The 20,242-nt window shown below is 67.3% G+C and carries 16 protein-coding genes; 4 read left to right on the forward strand and 12 right to left on the reverse strand.

All coding sequences use genetic code 11. The features are described 5' to 3' along the window. Nucleotides 1–11: 11 nt before the first annotated feature. The 4 genes from Drose_RS13775 to Drose_RS13790 all read right to left on the reverse strand — a co-directional run bounded on the left by Drose_RS13775 (nucleotide 12) and on the right by Drose_RS13790 (nucleotide 4,026). A complete protein-coding gene (locus tag Drose_RS13775; protein ID WP_260728579.1) occupies nucleotides 12–1,427 on the reverse strand; it encodes an ABC transporter substrate-binding protein in 1,416 nt (471 codons plus the stop codon). Nucleotides 1,428–1,498: 71 nt separating this feature from the next. Then, complete coding sequence (locus Drose_RS13780; protein WP_260728580.1) at nucleotides 1,499–2,440, reverse strand: polysaccharide deacetylase family protein; 942 nt, start codon at nucleotides 2,438–2,440, stop codon at nucleotides 1,499–1,501. Nucleotides 2,441–2,482: 42 nt separating this feature from the next. After that, on the reverse strand, nucleotides 2,483–3,220 hold the full coding sequence (locus Drose_RS13785) for an HpcH/HpaI aldolase/citrate lyase family protein (protein WP_260728581.1): 738 nt from the start codon (nucleotides 3,218–3,220) through the stop codon (nucleotides 2,483–2,485). After that, complete coding sequence (locus Drose_RS13790; RefSeq protein ID WP_260728582.1) at nucleotides 3,217–4,026, reverse strand: IclR family transcriptional regulator; 810 nt, start codon at nucleotides 4,024–4,026, stop codon at nucleotides 3,217–3,219. The genes Drose_RS13785 and Drose_RS13790 overlap by 4 nt, the downstream gene beginning before the upstream one ends. 452 nt (nucleotides 4,027–4,478) lie before the next feature. Between Drose_RS13790 and Drose_RS13795 the strand changes: the two genes are divergently transcribed. Then, nucleotides 4,479–5,000 (forward strand): TetR/AcrR family transcriptional regulator, encoded by a 522-nt coding sequence (locus Drose_RS13795; RefSeq protein WP_260728583.1) that lies wholly within the window; start codon nucleotides 4,479–4,481, stop codon nucleotides 4,998–5,000. A gap of 224 nt (nucleotides 5,001–5,224) precedes the next feature. Here Drose_RS13795 and Drose_RS13800 read toward each other — a convergent pair whose 3' ends face one another. The 8 genes from Drose_RS13800 to Drose_RS13835 all read right to left on the reverse strand — a co-directional run bounded on the left by Drose_RS13800 (nucleotide 5,225) and on the right by Drose_RS13835 (nucleotide 14,844). Further along, the gene (locus Drose_RS13800) at nucleotides 5,225–6,004 is read right to left on the reverse strand and encodes a VOC family protein (RefSeq protein ID WP_260728584.1); all 780 of its coding nucleotides are present in this window, start codon (nucleotides 6,002–6,004) and stop codon (nucleotides 5,225–5,227) included. A 537-nt stretch (nucleotides 6,005–6,541) separates the two neighbouring features. Beyond that, nucleotides 6,542–7,321, reverse strand: coding sequence for an SDR family NAD(P)-dependent oxidoreductase (locus tag Drose_RS13805; RefSeq protein ID WP_260728585.1), 780 nt, complete (start codon nucleotides 7,319–7,321; stop codon nucleotides 6,542–6,544). A gap of 110 nt (nucleotides 7,322–7,431) precedes the next feature. Further along, a complete protein-coding gene (locus Drose_RS13810) occupies nucleotides 7,432–8,961 on the reverse strand; it encodes an MFS transporter (protein WP_260728586.1) in 1,530 nt (509 codons plus the stop codon). Beyond that, nucleotides 8,958–10,046 carry an ABC transporter ATP-binding protein gene (locus tag Drose_RS13815; protein ID WP_260728587.1) on the reverse strand — a complete coding sequence of 363 codons (1,089 nt, stop codon included), beginning with the start codon at nucleotides 10,044–10,046 and terminating at the stop codon, nucleotides 8,958–8,960. Before Drose_RS13815 ends, Drose_RS13810 begins: the two co-directional genes overlap by 4 nt. After that, complete coding sequence (locus Drose_RS13820; protein WP_260728588.1) at nucleotides 10,043–11,197, reverse strand: ABC transporter ATP-binding protein; 1,155 nt, start codon at nucleotides 11,195–11,197, stop codon at nucleotides 10,043–10,045. The genes Drose_RS13815 and Drose_RS13820 overlap by 4 nt, the downstream gene beginning before the upstream one ends. After that, complete coding sequence (locus Drose_RS13825) at nucleotides 11,194–12,276, reverse strand: ABC transporter permease (protein ID WP_260728589.1); 1,083 nt, start codon at nucleotides 12,274–12,276, stop codon at nucleotides 11,194–11,196. The genes Drose_RS13820 and Drose_RS13825 overlap by 4 nt, the downstream gene beginning before the upstream one ends. Beyond that, complete coding sequence (locus tag Drose_RS13830) at nucleotides 12,269–13,252, reverse strand: ABC transporter permease (protein WP_260728590.1); 984 nt, start codon at nucleotides 13,250–13,252, stop codon at nucleotides 12,269–12,271. The genes Drose_RS13825 and Drose_RS13830 overlap by 8 nt, the downstream gene beginning before the upstream one ends. 38 nt (nucleotides 13,253–13,290) lie before the next feature. Further along, nucleotides 13,291–14,844: an ABC transporter substrate-binding protein gene (locus Drose_RS13835; RefSeq protein WP_260728591.1), complete on the reverse strand. Its 1,554-nt coding sequence runs from the start codon at nucleotides 14,842–14,844 to the stop codon at nucleotides 13,291–13,293. Between the two features lie 888 nt (nucleotides 14,845–15,732). Here Drose_RS13835 and Drose_RS13840 point away from each other — a divergent pair. The 3 genes from Drose_RS13840 (at nucleotide 15,733) to Drose_RS13850 (ending at nucleotide 20,226) form a co-directional block, all read left to right on the forward strand. Continuing rightward, nucleotides 15,733–17,913, forward strand: a complete 2,181-nt coding sequence (locus tag Drose_RS13840; protein ID WP_260728592.1) for an acyl-CoA dehydrogenase — start codon at nucleotides 15,733–15,735, stop codon at nucleotides 17,911–17,913. Nucleotides 17,914–17,920: 7 nt separating this feature from the next. Then, nucleotides 17,921–19,309: an amidase family protein gene (locus Drose_RS13845; protein WP_260728593.1), complete on the forward strand. Its 1,389-nt coding sequence runs from the start codon at nucleotides 17,921–17,923 to the stop codon at nucleotides 19,307–19,309. A gap of 71 nt (nucleotides 19,310–19,380) precedes the next feature. Next, nucleotides 19,381–20,226: an enoyl-CoA hydratase-related protein gene (locus Drose_RS13850; RefSeq protein WP_260728594.1), complete on the forward strand. Its 846-nt coding sequence runs from the start codon at nucleotides 19,381–19,383 to the stop codon at nucleotides 20,224–20,226. The last annotated feature ends 16 nt before the right edge of the window (nucleotides 20,227–20,242 follow it).

Below are 20,242 nucleotides of genomic sequence, written 5' to 3' on the forward strand. Positions count from 1 at the left end.
CGGTCGCATGGTCAGGAACTCTGGTCGGCCGCGGTAGCAGCGCTCAGGTCGAGATAGCCCAACGCGTTCGTGGTCACGCCCTGTACGCCCGGCTTCCAGCCGTAGCAGGCTTTCGCGCTGTACAGCGGGATGAACGGGACGTTCTCGTGCAAGGTGACCTCGGCGCCGGACTGCGCCGCGGCGCGGGCCGGCCCCCCGGGGAGCTGGGCTGCTCGGTCGATGAGGGCGTCGAGGCCGGCATCGGCGAAGCCGGACGCGTTGAACGGGCCATCGGACCGATGGTCACGTTGCAGCGCCACGTTCTGCGCGGGTCGCACGCCCATGCCCTGAAACGCGACGTCCCATTCGGTGTCGAGGTACACGAACGGCCACCACGGCGGGTCCTCGTAGAACCGCACGTCGAGGCTGATCCCCAGCTCGGCGAGTGCCTCGGTCACGTAGGCACTGACCTTCGGCAGCGGCGCGACCTTCGTGGACACGCCGCGCAGCACGAGACCTTCGCCGACGCCGGCCTCCTTCAGGAGCGTCCTGGCGGTCTCCACGTCGTAGGCGTACGGGGTTATCGCCGGGTTCGGCGTGCTGGACAACACCGATCGGGTGAGCGGGGCCGCCTTGTCGCCGAAGAGCATGCGGGTCAGCTCGACACGGTCGAGGGCGTGCGTGACCGCTTTGCGCACCCGCAGATCCGCGAGTGGGCCCGCCTGCGTGTTCAGGACGAGGGCGGCGCGACGGGTGGAGGCGACCGTGCGGTACTCGAGCAGGCCCTCTTCGGCCAGGGCGCCGGCGGCGAGCATCGGGACGTTCTCGATGACGTCGACGTTGCCGCTCCGGATGGCGGCGAGCTTGGCTTCGGCGCTGGACGCCCAGATCACCCTGATCTCATCGACGGCCGGCTGGCCGGGCACGTAGTAGTCGTCGAACGCTTCGAGGCGGATGTACTCCCCGCGCTTCCACTCGGCGAGCCGGAAGGGGCCGGCCCCGCAGGGCTGGTCGGCGACGTCATCGACGATGCAGGTACGCCAGGCCAGGTAGTGCAGGAAGTCGGGGAACGGACGGTCGAACTCGAAGACGACGCCATGATCGCCGTCGGCTCGGATGGCTGTCAGACCCTGGTAGTCGCGGCCGAAGAGGGTGTCAAAGCGACCGGAGAAGAAGCGCTGGAAGTTCCAGATCACGAGTTCGGGGGTGAGGAGCCGGCCGGAGTGCAGCCGGACCCCTTCGCGCAGCGTGAACCGGAACGTCCGGTAGCCCTCGTCATGGCTCCACTCGGTGGCGAGGCTGGGCAGCAGTTCCCCGTCCTCGTTCATCCGCACGAGCCCGGGGGCGATATTGGCCAGCACGCTCCACGGGGTGGAGCCGTCGGCGAACCGGCTGTTGGGATTCAGGCTCAGGATGCCATGGTTGATGAGCAGCGTAAGCGATGTCATGGTGCACTCCTCCGAAAACGACGACATGGATCGACGGCCGGCCTTGCCGTGCCGCTGTACGGGCACGTTCATCAACCGCCCTGGAATTCGCCGGAGGTGAATCCGGTCCCGGTGGCAACCGGTGGGAACTGTTTGCGCCACCACCGGGCGATCTGTTCCCTGGTGGCGATCCAGACGTCAGCGCGTGACTGCGCGGCGGTGATGAAGCTCTCCAAGGCGCTGGCACGGGCGGCCTGGCCGGCAAGTCTGGGATGCACACCCACGGACATCATCCGGGGCACGTCGTCACCTTCGGCCAGCAGATAGTCCAGCGCCTTCGTGCAGTACTCCTCGAAGTCGCTGGGGCTGGTCATCTGGCCGTAGGCGAAGTGGGTGTCGTTGTAGGCCATCGTGTACGGCACCACGAGGTGCGCGTTGTCGTTGACCTTCACGTAATAGGGAATGTCGTCGTTGTAGGCGTCGGAGTCGTAGATGAACCCGCCCTCCTCGACGAGCAGGCGGCGCGTGTTCAGCGACGGCATCCAGCGGCTGTACCAGCCGACGGGGCGACGCCCCGTCACGCGCTCGAACGTCTCGACGGCTTTGGCGATGAGCGCACGTTCGTCGTCCTCCTTCAGGTGCCACGCCTCGGCCCACCGATACCCGTGCGAGCACAGCTCGTGGCCGGATGCGTTCAGCCACTGCGCCACCTCGGGAGTGCGTTCGAGCGCGGCGGCGGCGGCGAACGCCGTGACCCGGATGCCGAGCCGGTCGAACATGCGCATCAGCCGATGGATGCCGGCGCGGCTGCCGTACTCGTAGATCGATTCGACGCCCAGGTCGCGGTAGCGGGGATCGATCGCGCGGGGGACCTCGCTGAGGCCCTCGTTCTGGCGGTCCCCGGCCCACCAGGACCGTTCGCTGCCCTCCTCGATGTTGACGGCGATGTTCAGCGCCACCCGTGCTCCGCCCGGCCAGGAGCCCTTGGGCTGGTGGCGGCCATAGCCGACGTAGTCGCGGTCCGGCAGGGTCATGATGTCGGGCCTTTCGTTCGACGATGACCGAGGTTTCGGTGATCAGCGGGTGGTGTAGATCTCGGTGATGACGGGCAGGTGCGCGGCGTGCAGGGCGTGTTTGCCTCGGAAACCGAGCGCACGGGTGGCCTGGGCGCGGTGGCGCAGGGTGGCCAGGTCCTGCTCCACCGCGTGCGTGGAATCGTGTGGTGGTTGGAGACCGGCCGCGGCGGACGCGAAGACGGCCTGGATCTGGGCGGCCACGATCGCCGGGGACAGTTCGGCGCCCTGTGGCTCCAGACCGAGGTCCCTCGTCAGGTCGCCCACCCCCACGCACAGGCACCGAAGACGCGGGGACGCGGTGGCGATCTCGTTCATGCGCAGCACGCCGCGCGCGGTCTCGATCGTGGCCATGATCTCGGTGTGCCCGATCGGCAGGCCGCGAGCCGCCTCCAGCGCTGCCAGCCGGCTGTCGAGCGCGACGACATCGGCGGCGGACTCGACCTTCGGCAAGTTGATCCCGGTCAGGGAGGGGCCGACGATCGCGTCGAGTTCGCGCGTCAGGCAACCGGCGTCGACGGAATGCACGCGCACGTAGACGACGCGTCCACCCTGCTCGTTGCCGAGCAGGTCACCGGTGGCGCGGAGGGCGTCGTCCTTCGCCGCGGCGGGCACGGTGTCCTCGAGGTCGAGGATGTAGGCGTCGGCTTGCCCGAGGGCGACCCGCTCGGCGGCGTCGCGGGCGTGCCCGGGGATCATGAGCATCGCGATGAGCAGGGGCTGCCCGGCGACGGTGTTCATGCCTCGACCAGTGTCTGATCGAGTGCGGTTGTGGCCCAGCGCTCGTATCGATCCCCGACGTAGCCGAGCTCGGCGGCCATGCGGGCCGCGCATTTGAGACCGACGCGAGCGTGTTTGCGGCGCTGGTCGGCGTTCCAGCGCTCAGCGGGTCCGATGGCGCCGAGCGAGCCGACGATGCCGTACGGGCCGAACACCGGGACCGCCAGGGCGCCGACCCCCTGGTTCGGGTCGTGCTCGGTGCTGAGATAGCCGTTCGCCTCGATGAACACGAGTTGGCGGGTGACGTTCTCGCGGACCTCCGGCGCAAGCTCGGCGAGCAACCGGGCACGCAGAGCTTCGTCCACCCATGCCAGGATCACCTTGCCGGACGTGCCGTGGGTGAGCGGGATCGTCTCGCCGAGCGGGATGCGACCGCGCATGATCTGTGGGCTCTCCAGACCCAGGATGCAGATGCGCTGGGAGCCGACCACGCGGTGGAAGCTGACGGTTTCGTCGGTGGCCTGCAGCAGCACGTTCAGTTCGCGGGAGGCGAGCCGGCCGATGATGTCGTCGACCCCCGCCTTGGAGGCGAGCTGGATGAGCGCCGCGCCCGCCACGTAGCCCTCCGGGCCCTTCTCCACCCAGCGCCGAGAGGCAAGGGTCTTGAGCAGGCGCGAGACAGCGCTCTTGTCGATCCCGGTGGCAGCGGCGATGGCCATGACCCCCATCGGCTGATCACTGTTCGCAATCGACTCGACGATCGTCAGTAACCGATCGGGAAGACTCAACTCTTGCCTCTCATCTGGTGAGAGGTCGGCTCGCTCCATGAGAGGGATGCTAGGTGAGGCCGAAGTGCGTGACAAGGGGTCGCGCATTGCCCGGGCCGTGGGCCGGCGGGAGCACCGTGCGGGACAGGGGCGCCCGAGCTGGGGTGACGTGCCGCCCGTGGGACGGGCCGTCACTGTGGCAACGCGCTCGGTCGCCGGGTGGATGGCGTCACTGCGCTCCATCCGGGACAACGGTTCGCGGCGCTTCCACGCATACCTGATGCGCCGGGTCCGCAAGTACTGCCGGTGACTCCGGGAATATCGGCTGATCCGTAAGTCTTGAGGATTCCCCCTCAGACGACATCGACCCCGAGTGCTAGGCTCTAGTTCTAGTATCAGGTCGAATCGGAGATGGGAAGACGGGGAAGGTGTTGCAAATCACAGGGCCTCCGGCGCCGGAAACGCTACGGCAAAACCAAGCCGCGCGCAGGCACCGAATCATCCGGACAGCGTTGCGCGCACTCGCGGATAGCGACTACGAGCAGGTCAAGATCTCCGATGTCGCGCGCGACTCGGGAGTCGCGCTGGGCACCCTCTATCGATACTTCGCCTCGAAGGAGCACCTGTTCGCGGCGGTCTTCGTCGAATGGCAGAAGGCGCTCAAGACGAAGCTGGAAAAGTCCGCCCCAGCAGGCGAGACGGAAGCTGACCGGCTGCGGGAGATCTTCTACCGCTCGATCCGCGCGTTCCAGGTGCAGCCGCAGTTCTTCCGGGTGCTGATGATGATGGAGACGACGACCGACACCTATGCGGCCGAGGTCTACAGCCATGCCATGGGCTCGCAGTACACGCAAACTCTGCAGCTTGCCTTCGACGACCCGATCGATGCGAACCGCAGAGCGATCATCATTACCATCGAGTCGGTGCTCGTCACGCAGTTGCGGAGCTGGGTCATGAACCGGTCGTCGATCAACGACGTCTTCCGGAGCGTGGACGACGCCATCAGATTGATCTACCGGGGCCGCGAAGCTTAAGGATCTGCGGGGTTGTTCAAGCCCGCGACGGCATGATCGCCGGCACCCTGTGCCGATGCCGGTGATGGAACGAGACCTCTGCTGTGTCAGGGGATCCGTCCAAGGATCCTCCGAGAGCCGAGGTCTCGTTGCAATCGGAGTCTGCCGTGCCGGTCACCGTCCTGCCGGGGTCGAGTCTCGACCCGACCCCTTGCCGGCGTGCCGCACCGTAGCGGCTCAGAACGTCAGTCCGTGGTGACCATGTGATCGACCATCCAGACCGGCGTGCGCGTCAGCGGATCCTCGGGCAGCGGATCGGCCTCGACCTTCTTGCTGGCGATGTCATCGACCGAGAGGGCTGCGGGCCCGAACATCACGTGGGCGACGCCGGGGAGGGGACCCTGCCCCCAGAGCTCAGGATCGCCGGGCAGACCGGCCGCGTCGCGCAGCAGCAATCCGCGCGACGGTCCCCACGACAGGCGGGCCCACCCCGGGCCCTCCTCGACGACGTTGCCACGCAGCACGTCGACGAAAAGATTCTTGGCCCGGCCAAGCGATTCGACACTCAGGCCGATCCAGCTCACGCCGTGCTGTGGCCCGAGCCGCTCCGGGAAGTCCGCCGGACGCCTGGCGCCGATCTTCATCCGATCCATCGCCTCTTCGTCGATCTGGGCGATCTGGATGAGCGTGCCCACGCCGGCCAGCTTCGGGTGCAGGAAGGCTTCCTGCCAGAAGTCCATGTTGGTCCGACCGCCGAGGATGGAGATGCCGAGGCCGCCCACCTCCTCCAATGCTCTGTCGAGCGAGGGGACCTTGAACGTGATGTGGTGCGCACCGGGACCGTTACGGTCGATGAAACGACGCATGAAGCCGGCGACACTGTCGCCGGGGGAGATGAACTCCAGGTGCATGTTGTCGCGATACGTCAGTTGGTAGGGCCAGAATTCCCCGGCGCCGCCACCGTGGCTCCACCGTCCGCCCAACTCGACGGCAAAGCGCGGATACGCGTCGGCCCACTGCGCCACCCCGATGGCGAGGTGGTCGAGCTTGAATGGCGTGGACATTAGTTGCCGCCCCCCGCCGGGCTGCTGGGCGATCGAGGCGCACGCCGGCCCAAATTGCTCGAACGGCTATTTTTGAATTCTAGTTTAGTCATGGTTGCCTATCGCTAGACGCGGTTGCCGTGTCCGAGACACCGGATCGATTCAAAGGTTTCCTGCAAGATCCGCATCGGCAAGGCCTGATCGACACTACTGTATTCTTGTTCTACAGCAGCGTGGGGTCACGCTGCTGTACCTGGATGCCGTGGGCTCGTCACCGACGGTGGCCGAGTTCCGAGCCGCGCCGCGGCGACGTCACATGCGGACGCCGACCGCGCCGGGCCGGCTCGTGTTGAGCTGCGTGCGCGCCTCGGGCCGGGGTCGCGTCGGCGGCCGCGCAGCCCGGCGCGGTTCCACGCGCGGCCGCTCCGACGAGCGGGCCGGGCGTGGAATCGCGCCGCGAGTGGGCTGCCCGCCACGCCGCGAACGGCGGGCGCCGAGCTGGGGCCGACCGGCCGCGAATCAGCGCTGGCCCGCGGTCACGGGCAGTTCGACGCCCGTGATGCGGGCGCCCCCGGGCCCGGCGAAGAACAGCACCGCGGCGGCGATGTCCTCCGGGTCGACGTGGCTGCGGAGCGCGGCCGTCTTCGCGAGCCGCCGAGAGACCTCCTCCACGGACTCTCCGGTGCGCTCGGCCACGCTGGCGAACAGGTGGTCCAGGTTGGGCCCGGTGGTGTAGCCCGGCGTCACCACGTTGACCCGGATGTTGTTCGGCCCGAGTTCCTTCGCCAGGGTCTGCGACGCGGACAGCAGTGCCTCCTTCGTCGAGGTGTACGACCCCTGACGGACGGGCTGGCTGTGCGTGCCGAACGTGCCGATCTGGATGATCGAGCCACCACCGTGCTGCATCATGATCTTCGCGGCCAGGCGGCTGAGCTCGAGGTTGCCGATCACATTGAGCTCGAAGGCCTTCCGCCACCCGTCCCAGTCCGCATCGATGATCGGCGCGTTGGAGCCACCGCCGGTCGCGACGTTGACCAGGACGTCGAGGCGGCCGAAGCGCTCTTCGGTCTCCGCGATGAGGGTCTTGCAGGACGCGAGGTCCCCGAGGTCGGCCTCGAGGGGGATGATGAGCTGGCCGGTCTGGTCGGTGAGCTCGTCGGCAAGCGCCTCCAGGCGCTCCAGATTGCGTGCGGCTATGACGACGTCGGCGCCCGCGTTGGCCAGAGCGAGCGCGGTCGCGCGACCGATGCCCGGCCCCGCTCCCATCACGACGCCGACCTTCTTGTCCAGATCTCCCATTTCCCTGACCCATTCTCTCCGTGCTTGCCTTGCAGAATCGTGCTCGATACGCTGCGGCCGGTCAGCCGCTCCTTGCCACCCGACCTCGACGTGACCCTGATGCGATGGACTCAGGGTTGTCCGGTCAGGCCCGATCCGTCGCTGGACACCGGATTCCGGAGCCGGGCACGCTTGCGCGCCAGCCGGCCCCTACTCGTGCCCAGGATGAGCATCGTCAGCGCGAAGGCGAAGATCGCGATGCACGCGCCGACGAAGAGTGCCTGCGCATACCCATGTGTCAAGGCGGCGTGACGTGCCTGCTCGGTCACCGCGCCGGCGCTCGTGGACTTCAGATCGGTGTCGGTCACCATGATCGACACCGTGGCCAGGACGCCGAGACCGATGGCGCCGCCCATGCGCTGACAGGTGTTGTGCACAGCCGAAGCCAGGCCGGCTTCGGCCTCGCTCACGCTGGACACGGCGGTGAGAACGAGCGGCACCATCGTCGTGCCCGACCCGTACCACAGCACCAGTTGTGGCAGCAGGATGTCGAAGAAACTTGAATTCGCGTCCATCGTGCTGAGCCAACCCAGCCCGAGGGCGACCAAGAACGCTCCGGCGGCGATCAGTAGATGCGGCGGATACCGGTTGACCAGCCGTGACGCTACCTGCGTCGCGATGATCACCACGCCGGCGATCGGCAGGAACGACAGACCCGTTTGCAGGGCGCTGAAGCCCAGGACCTGTTGCAGGTACAGGCTGACGAAGAAGAACGCGGCGATGCCGCTCGTGCCCAGGAAGAAACCGATGGTGTAGGCCCCGGCCCGGTTTCGGTCCTTGAAGATGCGCAACGGCATCAGCGCGTGGGGCGTACGCGCTTCCCAGATCACGAAGAAGACCAGCAGCGCGACCCCGCCGATGAGCGACCGCACGACGCTCGCGGCTCCCCAGCCGTGCGACGCGGCATTCGTCAGGCCGAAGACCAGCAAGACCATCCCAGCGGTGACCGCCAGCGCACCGATGACGTCGAGCCGCCCCCGGCGGTGCTGGCCCTCGTCCAGCACGCGTGGCGAGAGGAACATGATGAACAGGCCGAACGGCACGCTGATGAAGAAGATCCAGCGCCAGCTCACCATGTCCACCAGCACGCCGCCCACGATTTGTCCGATCGCACCGCCGACCGCCGACATGCCGGCGTATGCGCCCATGGCTCTGCTGCGCAACTTCCCTTCCGGAAAGTTCGTGATCACCAGGGACAAGGCGGTCGGGGACGCGATCGCGCCGCCGATTCCCTGCAGGCCACGTGTGACGATCAACGAGATGTCGTTGACGGCCAGTCCGGAGCCCAGCGACCCGACGGTGAACAGCCCGACGCCGATCATGAAGAGCCGCCGCCGGCCGTACAGGTCGCCGATCCGACCGCCGAAGAGCAGGAAGCCGCCGAAGGTGAGCGTGTATGCGGTCGTGACCCACACCAGACCCACCATCGACATGTCCAGGCCGCGCTGGATGGAGGGCAACGCCACGGTGACCACGGTGCCGTCCAGCACCATCATCAACTGGGTGACGCAGATGACGACGAGGGCGATCCGAAGCCGGCCGGCGATCCGCCCGGAGTCGGCTTGAGCGGGTAGGTCTACCGCATGGTGGGAGCCGCTCATCCAGTCGCCTGCGCAAGCGCTGAGGCATCGCTCGCCCGCGCCGTTTCATCCGTTCTCACGAGCTTCTCGCCCGGCTCGAGCGGATGGTGGCAGGCCACGAAGTGGCCTTCGGCATCCGCGAATGGAACCAGGGGCGGCACCTCGGTGCGGCAGACCGCCGTCGCACGTGGGCAGCGAGTGTGAAACCGGCATCCGGGCGGCGGGCTGACCGCCGAGGGCAGGTCACCTTCAATCGGGGGACGCTGCGGCTCCTGGGTCGGGTCGGGCTCGGGCAACGAGTCGATCAGGGCCGAGGTGTACGGGTGTCGCGGCGTGTCGTAGACAGCGTCGCGTGGCCCGATCTCGCAGATCACGCCGAGATACATGACACAGATCCGGTCGGACACGTGCCGGATCACTGACAGGTCGTGGGAGATGAACAGCAAGGTGAGCTGGTACTTCTCCTTCAGTTCCTCGAGAAGGTTCAGAATCTGTGCCTGGACGGAGACGTCGAGTGCCGAGACCGCCTCGTCGCAGACGATGAAGCTGGGCTCCAAGGCCAGGGCACGCGCGATCGCGACGCGCTGACACTGGCCGCCGGAGAGCTCGTGCGCGCGGCGGTTGCCGAACACCTCCGGATCGAGGCCGACCGCGTGGAGCAGTTCGTCGACCCGCTTCTTGCGTTCGGCCTTGTCCGGATAGGTATTCCAGATCACGAAGGGTTCGGCGACGACCTCCGAGATCTTGCGCCCGCCGTTCAGCGCGGAGGTCGGGTCCTGGAAGATGATCTGCATCCGGGTGCGCATCTTGCGCAGCTTCGCCTTCGACAGGTTGGCGATGTCGACACCCTCGAAGATGATGTTCGCGTGCTCGGGCTGTGGAAGACACACCAGGGCTCGGCCGACCGTCGACTTCCCGCACCCCGACTCACCGACCAGACCCAGGGTCTCGCCCTTCTCGATCGTGAACGAGATGTCGGAGACGGCCTGGAGGCGGCCGGCGGGCACCTGATAGGTGACCGACAAGTTGCGAACATCGACGAGCGCCTCGCCGGTTCGATCGGCGCTGACGGCATGGCCGTGTTCTTCTGGGCCGTGGGCGTTCACGTTCCACCTTCCCTAGCTGCCGGGGAGCCAGTCGCGACACTGACGTCGACGGCGTTGCGTTCTTCGCAGACCTTCGCGGTCTTGTTCTCCACACGAACCGCTTCGTTCGTTCCGGCGCCGACCGACGAGCCCGGCAGATTGCGTGGGAAGTGGCACGCCACCGCGTGGCCGGTGCCGTCGTCGACCAGTTCCGGCCGTTCCTCCCGGCAGCGATCCTGGGCATACGCGCACCGCGGCGCGAAGGAGCAGCCCACGGGAAGCCGGCCCAGGTTGGGTGGTGCGCCGGGAATGGCGTTCAGCGGCGTGTGCGGGGTATGGCTGTGGCGCGGTATCGAGCCGAGAAGCGCCTCGGTGTAGGGGTGCCGCGGAGAGGCGAACAACGCGCGGGTGGTAGCCGACTCCACGATCCGCCCGGCGTACATCACCTTGACCGCGTCGGTCCGGGTAGCGATGACGCCGAGGTCGTGGCTGACCAGGATCATGCCCATCGCCCGCTCGTCGCGAATCCGGCCGAGCAGGTCGAGGATCTGGGCGGCCACGGTGACGTCGAGCGCGGTGGTGATCTCGTCGGCGATGAGCAGGCTCGGGTTCGCCGCGAGTGCGAGCGCGATGGTGACCCGCTGACGCAGACCGCCGGACAGTTGGTACGGGAACGCCTTGCTGCGTCGCTCCGGGTCTGGAATGCGCACGTCGTACAACAGCCGAATCGCTTCTGCCTTCGCCTCGCTCCGAGACATGCCGAGGTGATGGCGGAGCCCGTCGGCGAGTTGCTGTCCGATGCGCCGGGCCGGCGCCAGTGCTGTCATCGGATTCTGCATGACCATGGACAGTTCCGAGCCCCACAGCTTCGCGAGTTCCGCGCGGCTCTGTGTGGTCAGCTCCGTGCCCTGGAAGCGAACCGAGCCGGTGTAGGTCGTGTATCGCGAAGGCAGTACGCCCAGGATCGACCGGCCGAGCACGGTCTTGCCCGAGCCGGTTTCACCCACCACGCCGATGGTCTCGCCACGCCGCAGTGTGAAGCTGATCGAGTCGTTCGCCCGGATCAGGCCCCGTGGTGTGGTGAACGTCGTAGACAGGTTGGTGACCTCCAGCAGCGGGGCACCGCTCGACGCTGAGGCCGAATTGGAAGGAGGCGGAGAAGTAGTTGTCACCCGAGAACCGACTCTCTCGTGTCTGTGGCAGCTCTTGCGCCCTCACCCAGCCTGTTGAAGGCCATCACGGTGATGAACAAGACGATGGAGGGAATGAGCACGCCCTGCGGGTGTTTCTGCAGGACGTCCTGGGCCTCCGAGATCATGCCGCCCCACGTGGGGGCCGGTGGCGGAACACCCAGACCCAGGAAGCTCAGCGACGCTGCGGCGATGATCAGCGCCGCGACGATGACTCCGCTGAACGGGAGGAGCACGCGGGCCACCCCGGGCAGCAGTTCCCGCACCATGATTCGCGGGCCTCGCGCGCCGAGCGCCTTCGCGGCCAGCACGTATTCTCGTGCGGCGAGCCGTGCCGCGGTTCCTCGCGACAGGCGCACCATCGACGGGACGACGAAGAACGAGAAGGCGAGGAACAGCGTGCCGTAGGTCGGCTTCAGCACCGCGACGAGCGCGAGCAGCAGGACCAGCGGCGGGAAGCTCAGCAAGCTGTCGGTGACGACTCGAATGATCGCGTCGAGAAGTCCGCCGTAGTGCGCACCGAGGATGCCGATGGTCATTCCGACGACCACCCCGATCGCGGCGCTACCGATACCGAGAATGAGGGAGACCTGAGCTCCGTTGATGATCCGGGAAAGGACGTCGCGCCCGTTGGCGTCGGTGCCGAGGACGTATTCGCCGAACAGGTCGGCGGAGATCCAGGACGAAGTGTCCAGCGGAAGGTGGGTCGGGCTCTGCAACGGCAGCAGCGGGGCGATCACGGCCAGCAGGACGATGATCCCGGTCCAGAAGGCGGCGAGCCACAGCCCGGTCTGGAACTGGGGGCCGAAATGGGCCTTCGCCGCCCGGTCGGTCCCCCGGAACCAGGCGAACAGACCGGCGAAGCCGATCAGCCAGCGCGGCCCCGCGGATAGGTTCGCCGCCGGTAGAACGGCCAGGAACAACAAGGCCACGCCGGCGATCGCGAGCGCCAGGCCGAGCCACTTCCGGCGGGTCCGGGCGCGCCGGGTGTGCGCCGCCGGCGCCACGGCGCCGGCGGCCACTGCGGTGCCGGGGGCGCTCTCTGCCACGGTTCTAGGCATTTCGCATCCTCGGATCGATCAGGCGATAGGACAGGTCGACGACCGTATTGACCGCCACATATGTGATGGAGATCAGGAGCACGCCACCCTGAACCAGCGGGAAGTCGCTGTTGACGACCGCGTTGAGCAGCAGATTGCCCATGCCGGGCAGGGCGAAGATGGACTCGACGATCACGGTGCCGCCGAGCAGGGATCCCAGCGACAAGCCCGAGATGGTCACCAGCGAGACACACGACGGGCGCAGGACGTAGCGGAACAGAATCGTCCTGATCGGCAGGCCACGAAGCCGCGCGAAGAGCACGAAGTCTTCCTGGAGGGTCTGGACGATCTCCGCCCGGAGCACCCGGGAGAAGTACGCGATCATGGGCATGGACAGCGTCAGAGCCGGCAAGAACGCGCTCCAGATACTGCGTAACGGATCGGTGGTGAACGATACCCATCCGGTACGGGGGAAGGCGTGCACCTGCAACGTCAGCAGCAACGCCAGCACGAGCGCCAGCACGAAGGCCGGCACGGCGAGCGAACCGATGCTGGTGGCGTTCAGCGTCCGGTCGACCCTGCCACCGGGACGGTATCCCGCGTAGACCGCGGCGGGGATCGCGACGAGAAACGCGATGAGCAGCGCCATGACGGCGAGCTGGATGGTGACGGGGAGAGCGATCAGGATGCGCGACGCGACGGTACCGTACGGCGGGACGAGCGCATTTCCGAAGTCGCCGTGCAACACGCCGCCGATCCAGTCCAGGTACTGGTCGAGCACCGGCTTGTCCAGGCCGAGCTCGCTGTTGATCTGAGCTACCGCCTCGGGAGTGGCGGACGGCCCGAGGATGGCGGCCGCGGGACTGCCCGAGGTGAGTTGCACGAGCATGAACGTGCCGAAGGACACCAGCAGCACGACGATGATCAGGTGGGGTAGCCGGGCCAGGAGCGGCCCGACCACGGGGATGCGGGCGATCGCCCGGATCCCGTCGCTCAACCTTCGCCTCAAGGACGTGTGGTCACGTGCCACCGAAGTCACGCCACCCAGGCCTTGTCGAACTGGATCATCTGACCGCCGACCTGCTGCAGGCCGCGCACGTTCGGCTTGTAGAAGAAGTTCCACGTGGTCGTGCCGCAGGAGATCGCGGGCACGGTTTCGATGTAGAGCGCGATGAACTTCTTCATCACCGTCTGGCGCTGCTCGAGCGTGGACGCGGCACCCATCTCGTTGGCGATCTCCACCATCTTCGGGTTGCTGTAGCCGAGTGTGTTCGACGGCGAGACGTAGTTGTTGTAGATGCTGCCGAAAGGCGTGGCGTCAGCGATGGCGCCGCCGCCACCGGCCAGGTCGAAGTCCTTCTCGACGTAGACCTTCGTGTAGAAGTTCGCGACCGGAAGGTTCGTCACGTTCAGCGTCATGCCGATCGGGTTCAGCATCGACGAGAGGATCACGGGCTGGTTGGTCTGGGTGCTGGGCCCGACCCAGTTCAGCTTGCCGTCCCAGCCGGTCTCAGCCTTGACCTGGTCGACGAGCTGCTTCGCCTGCGTCGGGTCGTAGGGGATCTTCTGCTGGTCGGGGGTGTAGAAGAGCGATCCCTTCATGAAGAGCAGGTCACTGGCCACTTCCTCACCGGCGTTGTTGCGCTCGTTCCACACCTTCGGGTTGTACGCCAGTTGGATGGCCCGGCGCAGCCGCACGTCGTGCAACGGCGAGTTCTTCCGGTGGTTCAGCAGGATGGCGACCCCGGAGTTCTGCCTGGATGTGAACGACGGGATCTTCTTCTGCTTGATCTCCACGTCCGAGTGGGAGTCGAGCACGATCCCGGCCTGCAACTGGCCGGCCTCGAACGCCTGCATCTGGGCCTGCTCCGTGCCCGCCATCTGGAACTTCAGGGTCGCCAGCAGCGGCTTGTCGAAGGCGTAGGTCGGGCTCGGCTTCAGCGTGAGGCTGCTGCCCGGCTTGAACTCACTGACCACGAACGGGCCCGCGCCGACCGCCGGTGCGGTCTTGTTGCCGCCGTCCACCGTGTCGATGTAGCTCGGCGCCGCGATCATGCCCGGCCCGATCGAGAGCACGTACGGGAACTGGGCGTCCGGCTGCTTCAGGGTGATGGACACGGTCAGGTCGTCCGTCGCCGTGACCGACGCGACCGTTGCCAGTGAGTTTGCTATCGAGAAGAAAGATTTCCGATTCCGTTCGAGATTCTTCACCACGGCCGCGGCGTTGTACGCGGTCCCGTCCGAAAACACGATGCCCGGGCGCAGCTTCAGCGTCCACTGCGTGAAATCCGCATTGCTCTTCAGGCTTTCCGCCATATACGGCACGCCTTCGCGCTTCTCGTTGTCCCAGCGGACCAGAGTGCCGTAGATGGCGAGCGTCTCGTTGCCGCCGATCGTCACGCTGCCCGTGCCCTGCATCGGGTCGAGCGAGTTGATCCCCGAGTATTCACCCACAACGAGGGTGCCACCCGGTTTCGGGCTGCCCGACGGATCCTGTGCTGTCGAATTCGGGTTGGAGCAGCCCGCGATGGTAGTAGCCGCAGCCACCACCGCCACCAGGGCGAACCGCCAAGACGCGCTTCTGACCACGCTGTTTCTCCATCCTGATACGTGTGTTCAGAGGAAGATCCACCAATGCGTTCGGCACGCTGCATGGACAAACTCCAACGGCTACCGCAGCGGCGGGGGTGTGGCGCCTATCATGGAACTAGAATACAGTGCCGTCAAGGCTAGACCCAGAGCTCGGAACCCGAAACGTTATGTTGCCGCTGCGGATGGACCGCGGCCGCGCCCGTGCCGCGACCGGTCACCGGTGGTCGGTCTCGTCGGCGACCACGTCGTCGTCAGGATGGGTTTGTCGCTCTGCTCCGTGCTGTCGCCGTGCTGGACTCGAGGATGGTCAGCGTCCCGTTCGCCACCCGTGTCGACGCGTTCCGGGGGTTCGCCGGTCGAGGGCGGACGAGACGTCTTGACGGTATTGAATTCTCGTTCCATGATTGGCGGGGCAGGGAGGCTGGGTGAGAGCGATCGGAGGGGGTGTCGACAGTCGGATGTGTCGTGGACGCCGCGATCGGTCGTTCCCACGAGGTTTCGCCACTGTACGACGTAACCAGCCCGTAGGCCATGGCCTGCTCGTCATTCGAGCCGCTCGGTTTCCGGTCGGGCGCATGGGTGGTGGGCGGAGCCTCGGGGTTCCGGTGATGGTCGACCCGGCCCGGGTGAGTGTGCGTGAGTCGGACCGGTCACGGCCGAGTTCAGTCTCGCGCACGATTCACGGCACGAAGATGCGCCGCTGAAGGTCAAGCTACGTAAACACGCGCGGCGCGGACAAGATTCGTTGCACCGGGTTCTTCCCGGCCGCCCTGCCCTTGGAGTTCAGCTTATCTGATCTACCGCACGTCTCGTTCGGGACGAGGTGCGGCAAAACGTTTCTGTTCGACAACGCGCGGTGTGCTCGAGATTGGGAGTTGGGACTCCATGGGAATCGCCCTGACCGAAGAACAGTTGGCCTTGTCCGACGCCATTCGCGGATTTGTGAAGCGCAATGTGTCGGTTTCGACGACGCGGGCCGAGTTCGAAGATCTCGCCGCGGGGATCTGGCCCCTCGTCTGGCCGTCCCTCGTACAGCAGGGTTTCGTCGGCATGCATATTGACCCATCGGCCGGCGGCGATGGCGCAACCTTGGTCGACGTCGCCATCTTGCTGGAGGAGACCGGGCGGGCCCTCGTTCCCGGGCCGCTGCTGCCGACGGTGCTGACCAGTGTCGTGCTGGGCCGCCACGGATCCGAGTCGATCACCGAGACCGTCCTTCCCCGGTTCGTCGAAGGCGCGACCGGCGCCTGCGTGACGACCACGGAGGGCCTTACGGCCGCGCCGGACGGCGACGGATGGCGGGTCAGTGGCACGAGTGCCCCGCTGCTCGGAGCGGTGAGTGGCCAGTTCTTCATCCTCGGCGCGGAGGCCGCGGAGCGTACGGTGTGGTTCGTCGTCGAACGGTCGGAGGGTGACTCGATCAAGGTCGAGCAAGGCGTCGGCGTCGACCTGACCCGGGACATCGGTCGAGTGACCGTGTCCGACCTCGCGGTGCGGCCGGCGAACATGCTGACCGCGACCAGTGACGACATCCGGACGATCGCAGCCGTCCTCTTCGCGGCCGAGGCCGCCGGGGTCGCCCGCTACCTTCAGGAGTCCGGGCTCGAGTACGCCAAGATCCGGGAACAGTTCGGTCGAACGATCGGCTCGTTCCAGAGCATCAAGCACAAGTGCGCGCGGCTGTACATGCAGACCGAACTGATGACGGCGGCGGCCTGGGACGCCGCCCGCGCGTTGCAGGACCAGCCCGCCGAACAGGCGAATCTCGCCGCCGCGGCCGCGGCGGCGTACTGCTTCAACGCGGTCGCCGACATCGGGTTGGAGACGACCACCCTCTTCGGTGGCATCGGGTACACCTGGGAGCACGACACACACCTGTACTGGCGTCGCGGCCTGTCGCTGGCGAGCCTGCTCGGGCCGGCCCGCGTTTGGGACGAGCGGCTCGGGCGCCTGGCCACGCAGAGCACCCGGCAACGTCCCCTGGATCTGGGGGCCGAGCCCGAGGGATTCCGGGCGGAGATCGCGAGCACGCTGGCCACCATCGCGGCCGCGCCGGAGGGCCGGCGTCGGGCGATGTATGCCGAGGCCGGACTGGTCTCGCCCCACTACCCGAAACCGTACGGGCGCGAAGCCAACCCCATTCAGCAGGTGATCATCACCGAGGAGTTCGCGCGCGCCGGCGTGACGCAGCCGTCCACCATCATCGGCGAGTGGGCGCTACCGACCATCCTGGCGCACGGAACCGAGGAGCAGCGAGAGGCCTTCATCGGGCCGACGCTGCGCGGTGAGATCGTCTGGTGCCAACTGTTCAGCGAGCCGGGCGCCGGTTCGGACCTGGCGTCGTTGCGCACCAAGGCCGAGAAGGTCGACGGTGGCTGGCTGCTGAACGGCCAGAAGGTATGGACGTCCGGCGCCCACGAGGCCGACTGGGGCATCTGCCTCGCCCGTACGGACCCGGACGTGCCGAAGCACAAGGGCATCAGCTACTTCCTCGTCGACATTCACTCGCCCGGACTCGAGGTCCGTCCGTTGCGTGAGGCGAGCGGGGCCTACCTGTTCAACGAGGTCTTCTTCAACGACGTCTTCGTTCCCGACGCACGCCTGGTCGGTGAGCCCGGTGACGGATGGCGGCTGGCCCGCACCACACTCGGCAACGAGCGTGTGAGCATGGGCTCTGGCATGGCCGGCATGAGACGAGATCCCGTAACCGTGGCGCGCGCGCTCGGCTCGGCGGGGTTCGAGGAGGTCGTCCGCGAAGCCGGCCGGCTGCAGGCGCAGCGGGAGGCGTCAGACGCACTCGGCCAACGCACCCTGCTGCGTCAACTGACCGGCCTGCAGCCCGGTCCGGAGTCGAGCGTCCTGAAGCTCGCGTCGGCGTGGAACTCGGCGGCTCTGAGCCGTGCCGCGCAGGGTTGGGCCGGACCCGCGGCGGCGGAGATGGGTGAGCCGTACAGTGGCGCGGCGCAAGGCCTGGTGTCGGTGGGGCCGTCCCTGATCGGCGGCGGCACCTCTGAGATCCAGCTCAACGTGATCGCCGAGCGGGTTCTCGGGCTACCGCGGGACTGAGCGCGGGATGACGTCGAAGAGCATGCTTGCGGTTGCGCCCGCAACGGCGCAGCTCGCCGCGCTCAGGTCGGGGGAGATCTCCAGCAGCGAGCTGCTGGAGGTCTTTCTCGAACGCGTTGCCACGCACAACGGCGCTCTCAACGCCGTCGTCACGATCGACGAGGAGGGCGGGCGTCGTGCGGCCGCGGCCGCTGACCGGTCCCGCGCGGCGGGGGAGCCGCTCGGCCCGCTGCACGGCCTGCCCATCACGATCAAGGACGCGATCGAAGTCGCCGGCCTGCGCTCGACCGGTGGCGCGCGGGAACTGGCCGAACACGTGCCCGATCGGGACGCGCCGGCAGTGCGGCGTCTGCGGGCGGCGGGCGCCGTGATCTTCGGCAAGACAAACGTTCCGACGTGGTCGGCGGACATCCAGACGTCGAATCAAGTGTTCGGAACGACCAGCAATCCGTGGGACGCCACGCGGACGTCCGGGGGATCCTCCGGCGGCGCCGCGGTCGCGGTGGCTTGTGGCTTCACCGGCCTCGAGCTCGGCACCGATATCGGCGGCTCGATCCGGATTCCCTCCCACTGCTGTGGCACGTTCGGTCTCAAACCCACGTATGGCGTGGTTCCGCAACGCGGCTATCTCGATCGTGTGGGCGGGAGCACGGTCGACACGGACATCAACGTCTTCGGGCCCCTCGCCCGCAGCGCGGACGATCTCGCGTTGGCACTGGCCGTCCTCGCCGGTCCCGACGAAGACCACCCGTCCGGCCGGCGCCTGGACCTTCCGGTCGACGAGCCGCGGCGTGTGCCCGGACGCATCGGGGTCTGGCTGGACGAGCCGTCGTGTCCGCTGGGAACCGCGGTACGACAGCTCCTGTCGGACGCGGCGAAGCGGCTGAGTGAGGACGGATGGGTGGTCGAGGACGAACACCCGCTGGTGAGTTTTCCGCAGCAGGCGCGGCTTGCTCAGCGGTTGATCGGTGCGGCGGTGTCGTCCGGCTCCGGTGTCGGTGACGCGTCCGGCGGAACGGACCGCGCGTGGTCGCTCGCGCGGGCCGAGCGAAAGGCGTTCGAGGCCATCTGGCGCGAATGGTTCGGCCGGTTCGACGCCCTGCTGTGCCCGGTGCTCGGGGTGCCCGCGTTCCCGCACGACACCGGGCGGCCGCTGATGGAACGCGTTGTCGACATCGACGGGCACGACGTTCCGCACGTCGCGATGATCGGCTGGCTGGGCCTGATCGGCGTCATGGGCCTGCCTTCGGTGGTGGCGCCGGTCGGCCGAACGGCGGATGGGCTGCCGGTCGGCGTCCAGATCGTCACCGGGTGGTACCAGGACTATCGCGCGATCGCGATCGCGCGCCGGCTGGAACTGCTCTGCGGCGGCTATCAGGTGCCACCTGGCCTTTGACGGCGGCATGGGGGAGACGGAAGAACCGAACAGGCGAACACACGTGGTTTGCCACAGGTGAAGGAGTAGGCATGGAATACACGTTGGTGCAGATCGACGAACCGGCGCCGCACGTACGGCGGATCACCCTGAACCGGCCGGAGAAACGCAACGCGCTGAGCGGCCGGCTGCGGACCGAGATCAAAGCCGCGGTGCACGAGAGCGAAGGCCTCGACGACGTTCGCGTCACCATCATCCGGGCGAACGGGCCGAGCTTCTGCGCCGGGTACGACCTGAGCCCGAGCCCGGACGACAACGTTCCGCTCGAGTACGGTCACCAGGGCCTCGCGGGCTACCAGCGCAGTGTCGTGGATCTGTGGACGAGCATGTGGGACCTGTGCAAGCCCGTGATCGCCCAGGTGCACGGCCACTGCCTGGCCGGCGGCACGGAGCTCGTCACCGGCTGCGACCTGGTGTACGTCGCCGAGGACGCGAAGATCGGTTACCCGGCCGTCCGATTCGGCACCCCGGACATGCAGTACCACGCCTGGCTGGTCGGGATGCGCCGCGGTATGGAGCTCATGCTCACCGGCGACGCCATGAGCGGCGTCGAGGCCGCGGACTGGGGATTCGCGAACCGAGCGTTCCCGGCCGACAAACTCGAGGAAGAGACGTTGAAGATCGCGAGCCGGGTCGCGCAGATTCCGTCCGACATCCTCCAGATCAACAAGCGCACGATTCACCGAGCGATGGACTACATGGGAATGCGGCAATCGCTGTACGCGGGAACGGAAATGTGCGCGCTCGCGACCCACACCGAGACCTTCAAGGCGTTCCTCGGCAACATCAAGAACAGCGGCCTGACCAGTGCGCTGACCGAGCGGGACAAGGCGTTCGGCGACGGGCGCATCGCGACGCACGCGAACGCGCAGGCGTAGCGAACCGCGATCGACG

The sequence above is a fragment of the Dactylosporangium roseum genome, from assembly GCF_025264685.1.
GTDB classification, from domain to species: Bacteria; Actinomycetota; Actinomycetes; order Mycobacteriales; family Micromonosporaceae; genus Dactylosporangium; species Dactylosporangium roseum.

What these genes read in the sequence shown, in the direction of transcription:
- Drose_RS13775 (WP_260728579.1), bottom strand. Translation starts at nt 1,427, where the DNA reads ATGACATCGCTTACGCTGCTCATCAACCATGGCATCCTGAGCCTGAAT.
- Drose_RS13780 (WP_260728580.1), bottom strand. Translation starts at nt 2,440, where the DNA reads ATGACCCTGCCGGACCGCGACTACGTCGGCTATGGCCGCCACCAGCCC.
- Drose_RS13785 (WP_260728581.1), bottom strand. Translation starts at nt 3,220, where the DNA reads ATGAACACCGTCGCCGGGCAGCCCCTGCTCATCGCGATGCTCATGATC.
- Drose_RS13790 (WP_260728582.1), bottom strand. Translation starts at nt 4,026, where the DNA reads ATGGAGCGAGCCGACCTCTCACCAGATGAGAGGCAAGAGTTGAGTCTT.
- Drose_RS13805 (WP_260728585.1), bottom strand. Translation starts at nt 7,321, where the DNA reads ATGGGAGATCTGGACAAGAAGGTCGGCGTCGTGATGGGAGCGGGGCCG.
- Drose_RS13810 (WP_260728586.1), bottom strand. Translation starts at nt 8,961, where the DNA reads ATGAGCGGCTCCCACCATGCGGTAGACCTACCCGCTCAAGCCGACTCC.
- Drose_RS13825 (WP_260728589.1), bottom strand. Translation starts at nt 12,276, where the DNA reads ATGCCTAGAACCGTGGCAGAGAGCGCCCCCGGCACCGCAGTGGCCGCC.
- Drose_RS13840 (WP_260728592.1), top strand. Translation starts at nt 15,733, where the DNA reads ATGGGAATCGCCCTGACCGAAGAACAGTTGGCCTTGTCCGACGCCATT.
- Drose_RS13845 (WP_260728593.1), top strand. Translation starts at nt 17,921, where the DNA reads ATGACGTCGAAGAGCATGCTTGCGGTTGCGCCCGCAACGGCGCAGCTC.
- Drose_RS13850 (WP_260728594.1), top strand. Translation starts at nt 19,381, where the DNA reads ATGGAATACACGTTGGTGCAGATCGACGAACCGGCGCCGCACGTACGG.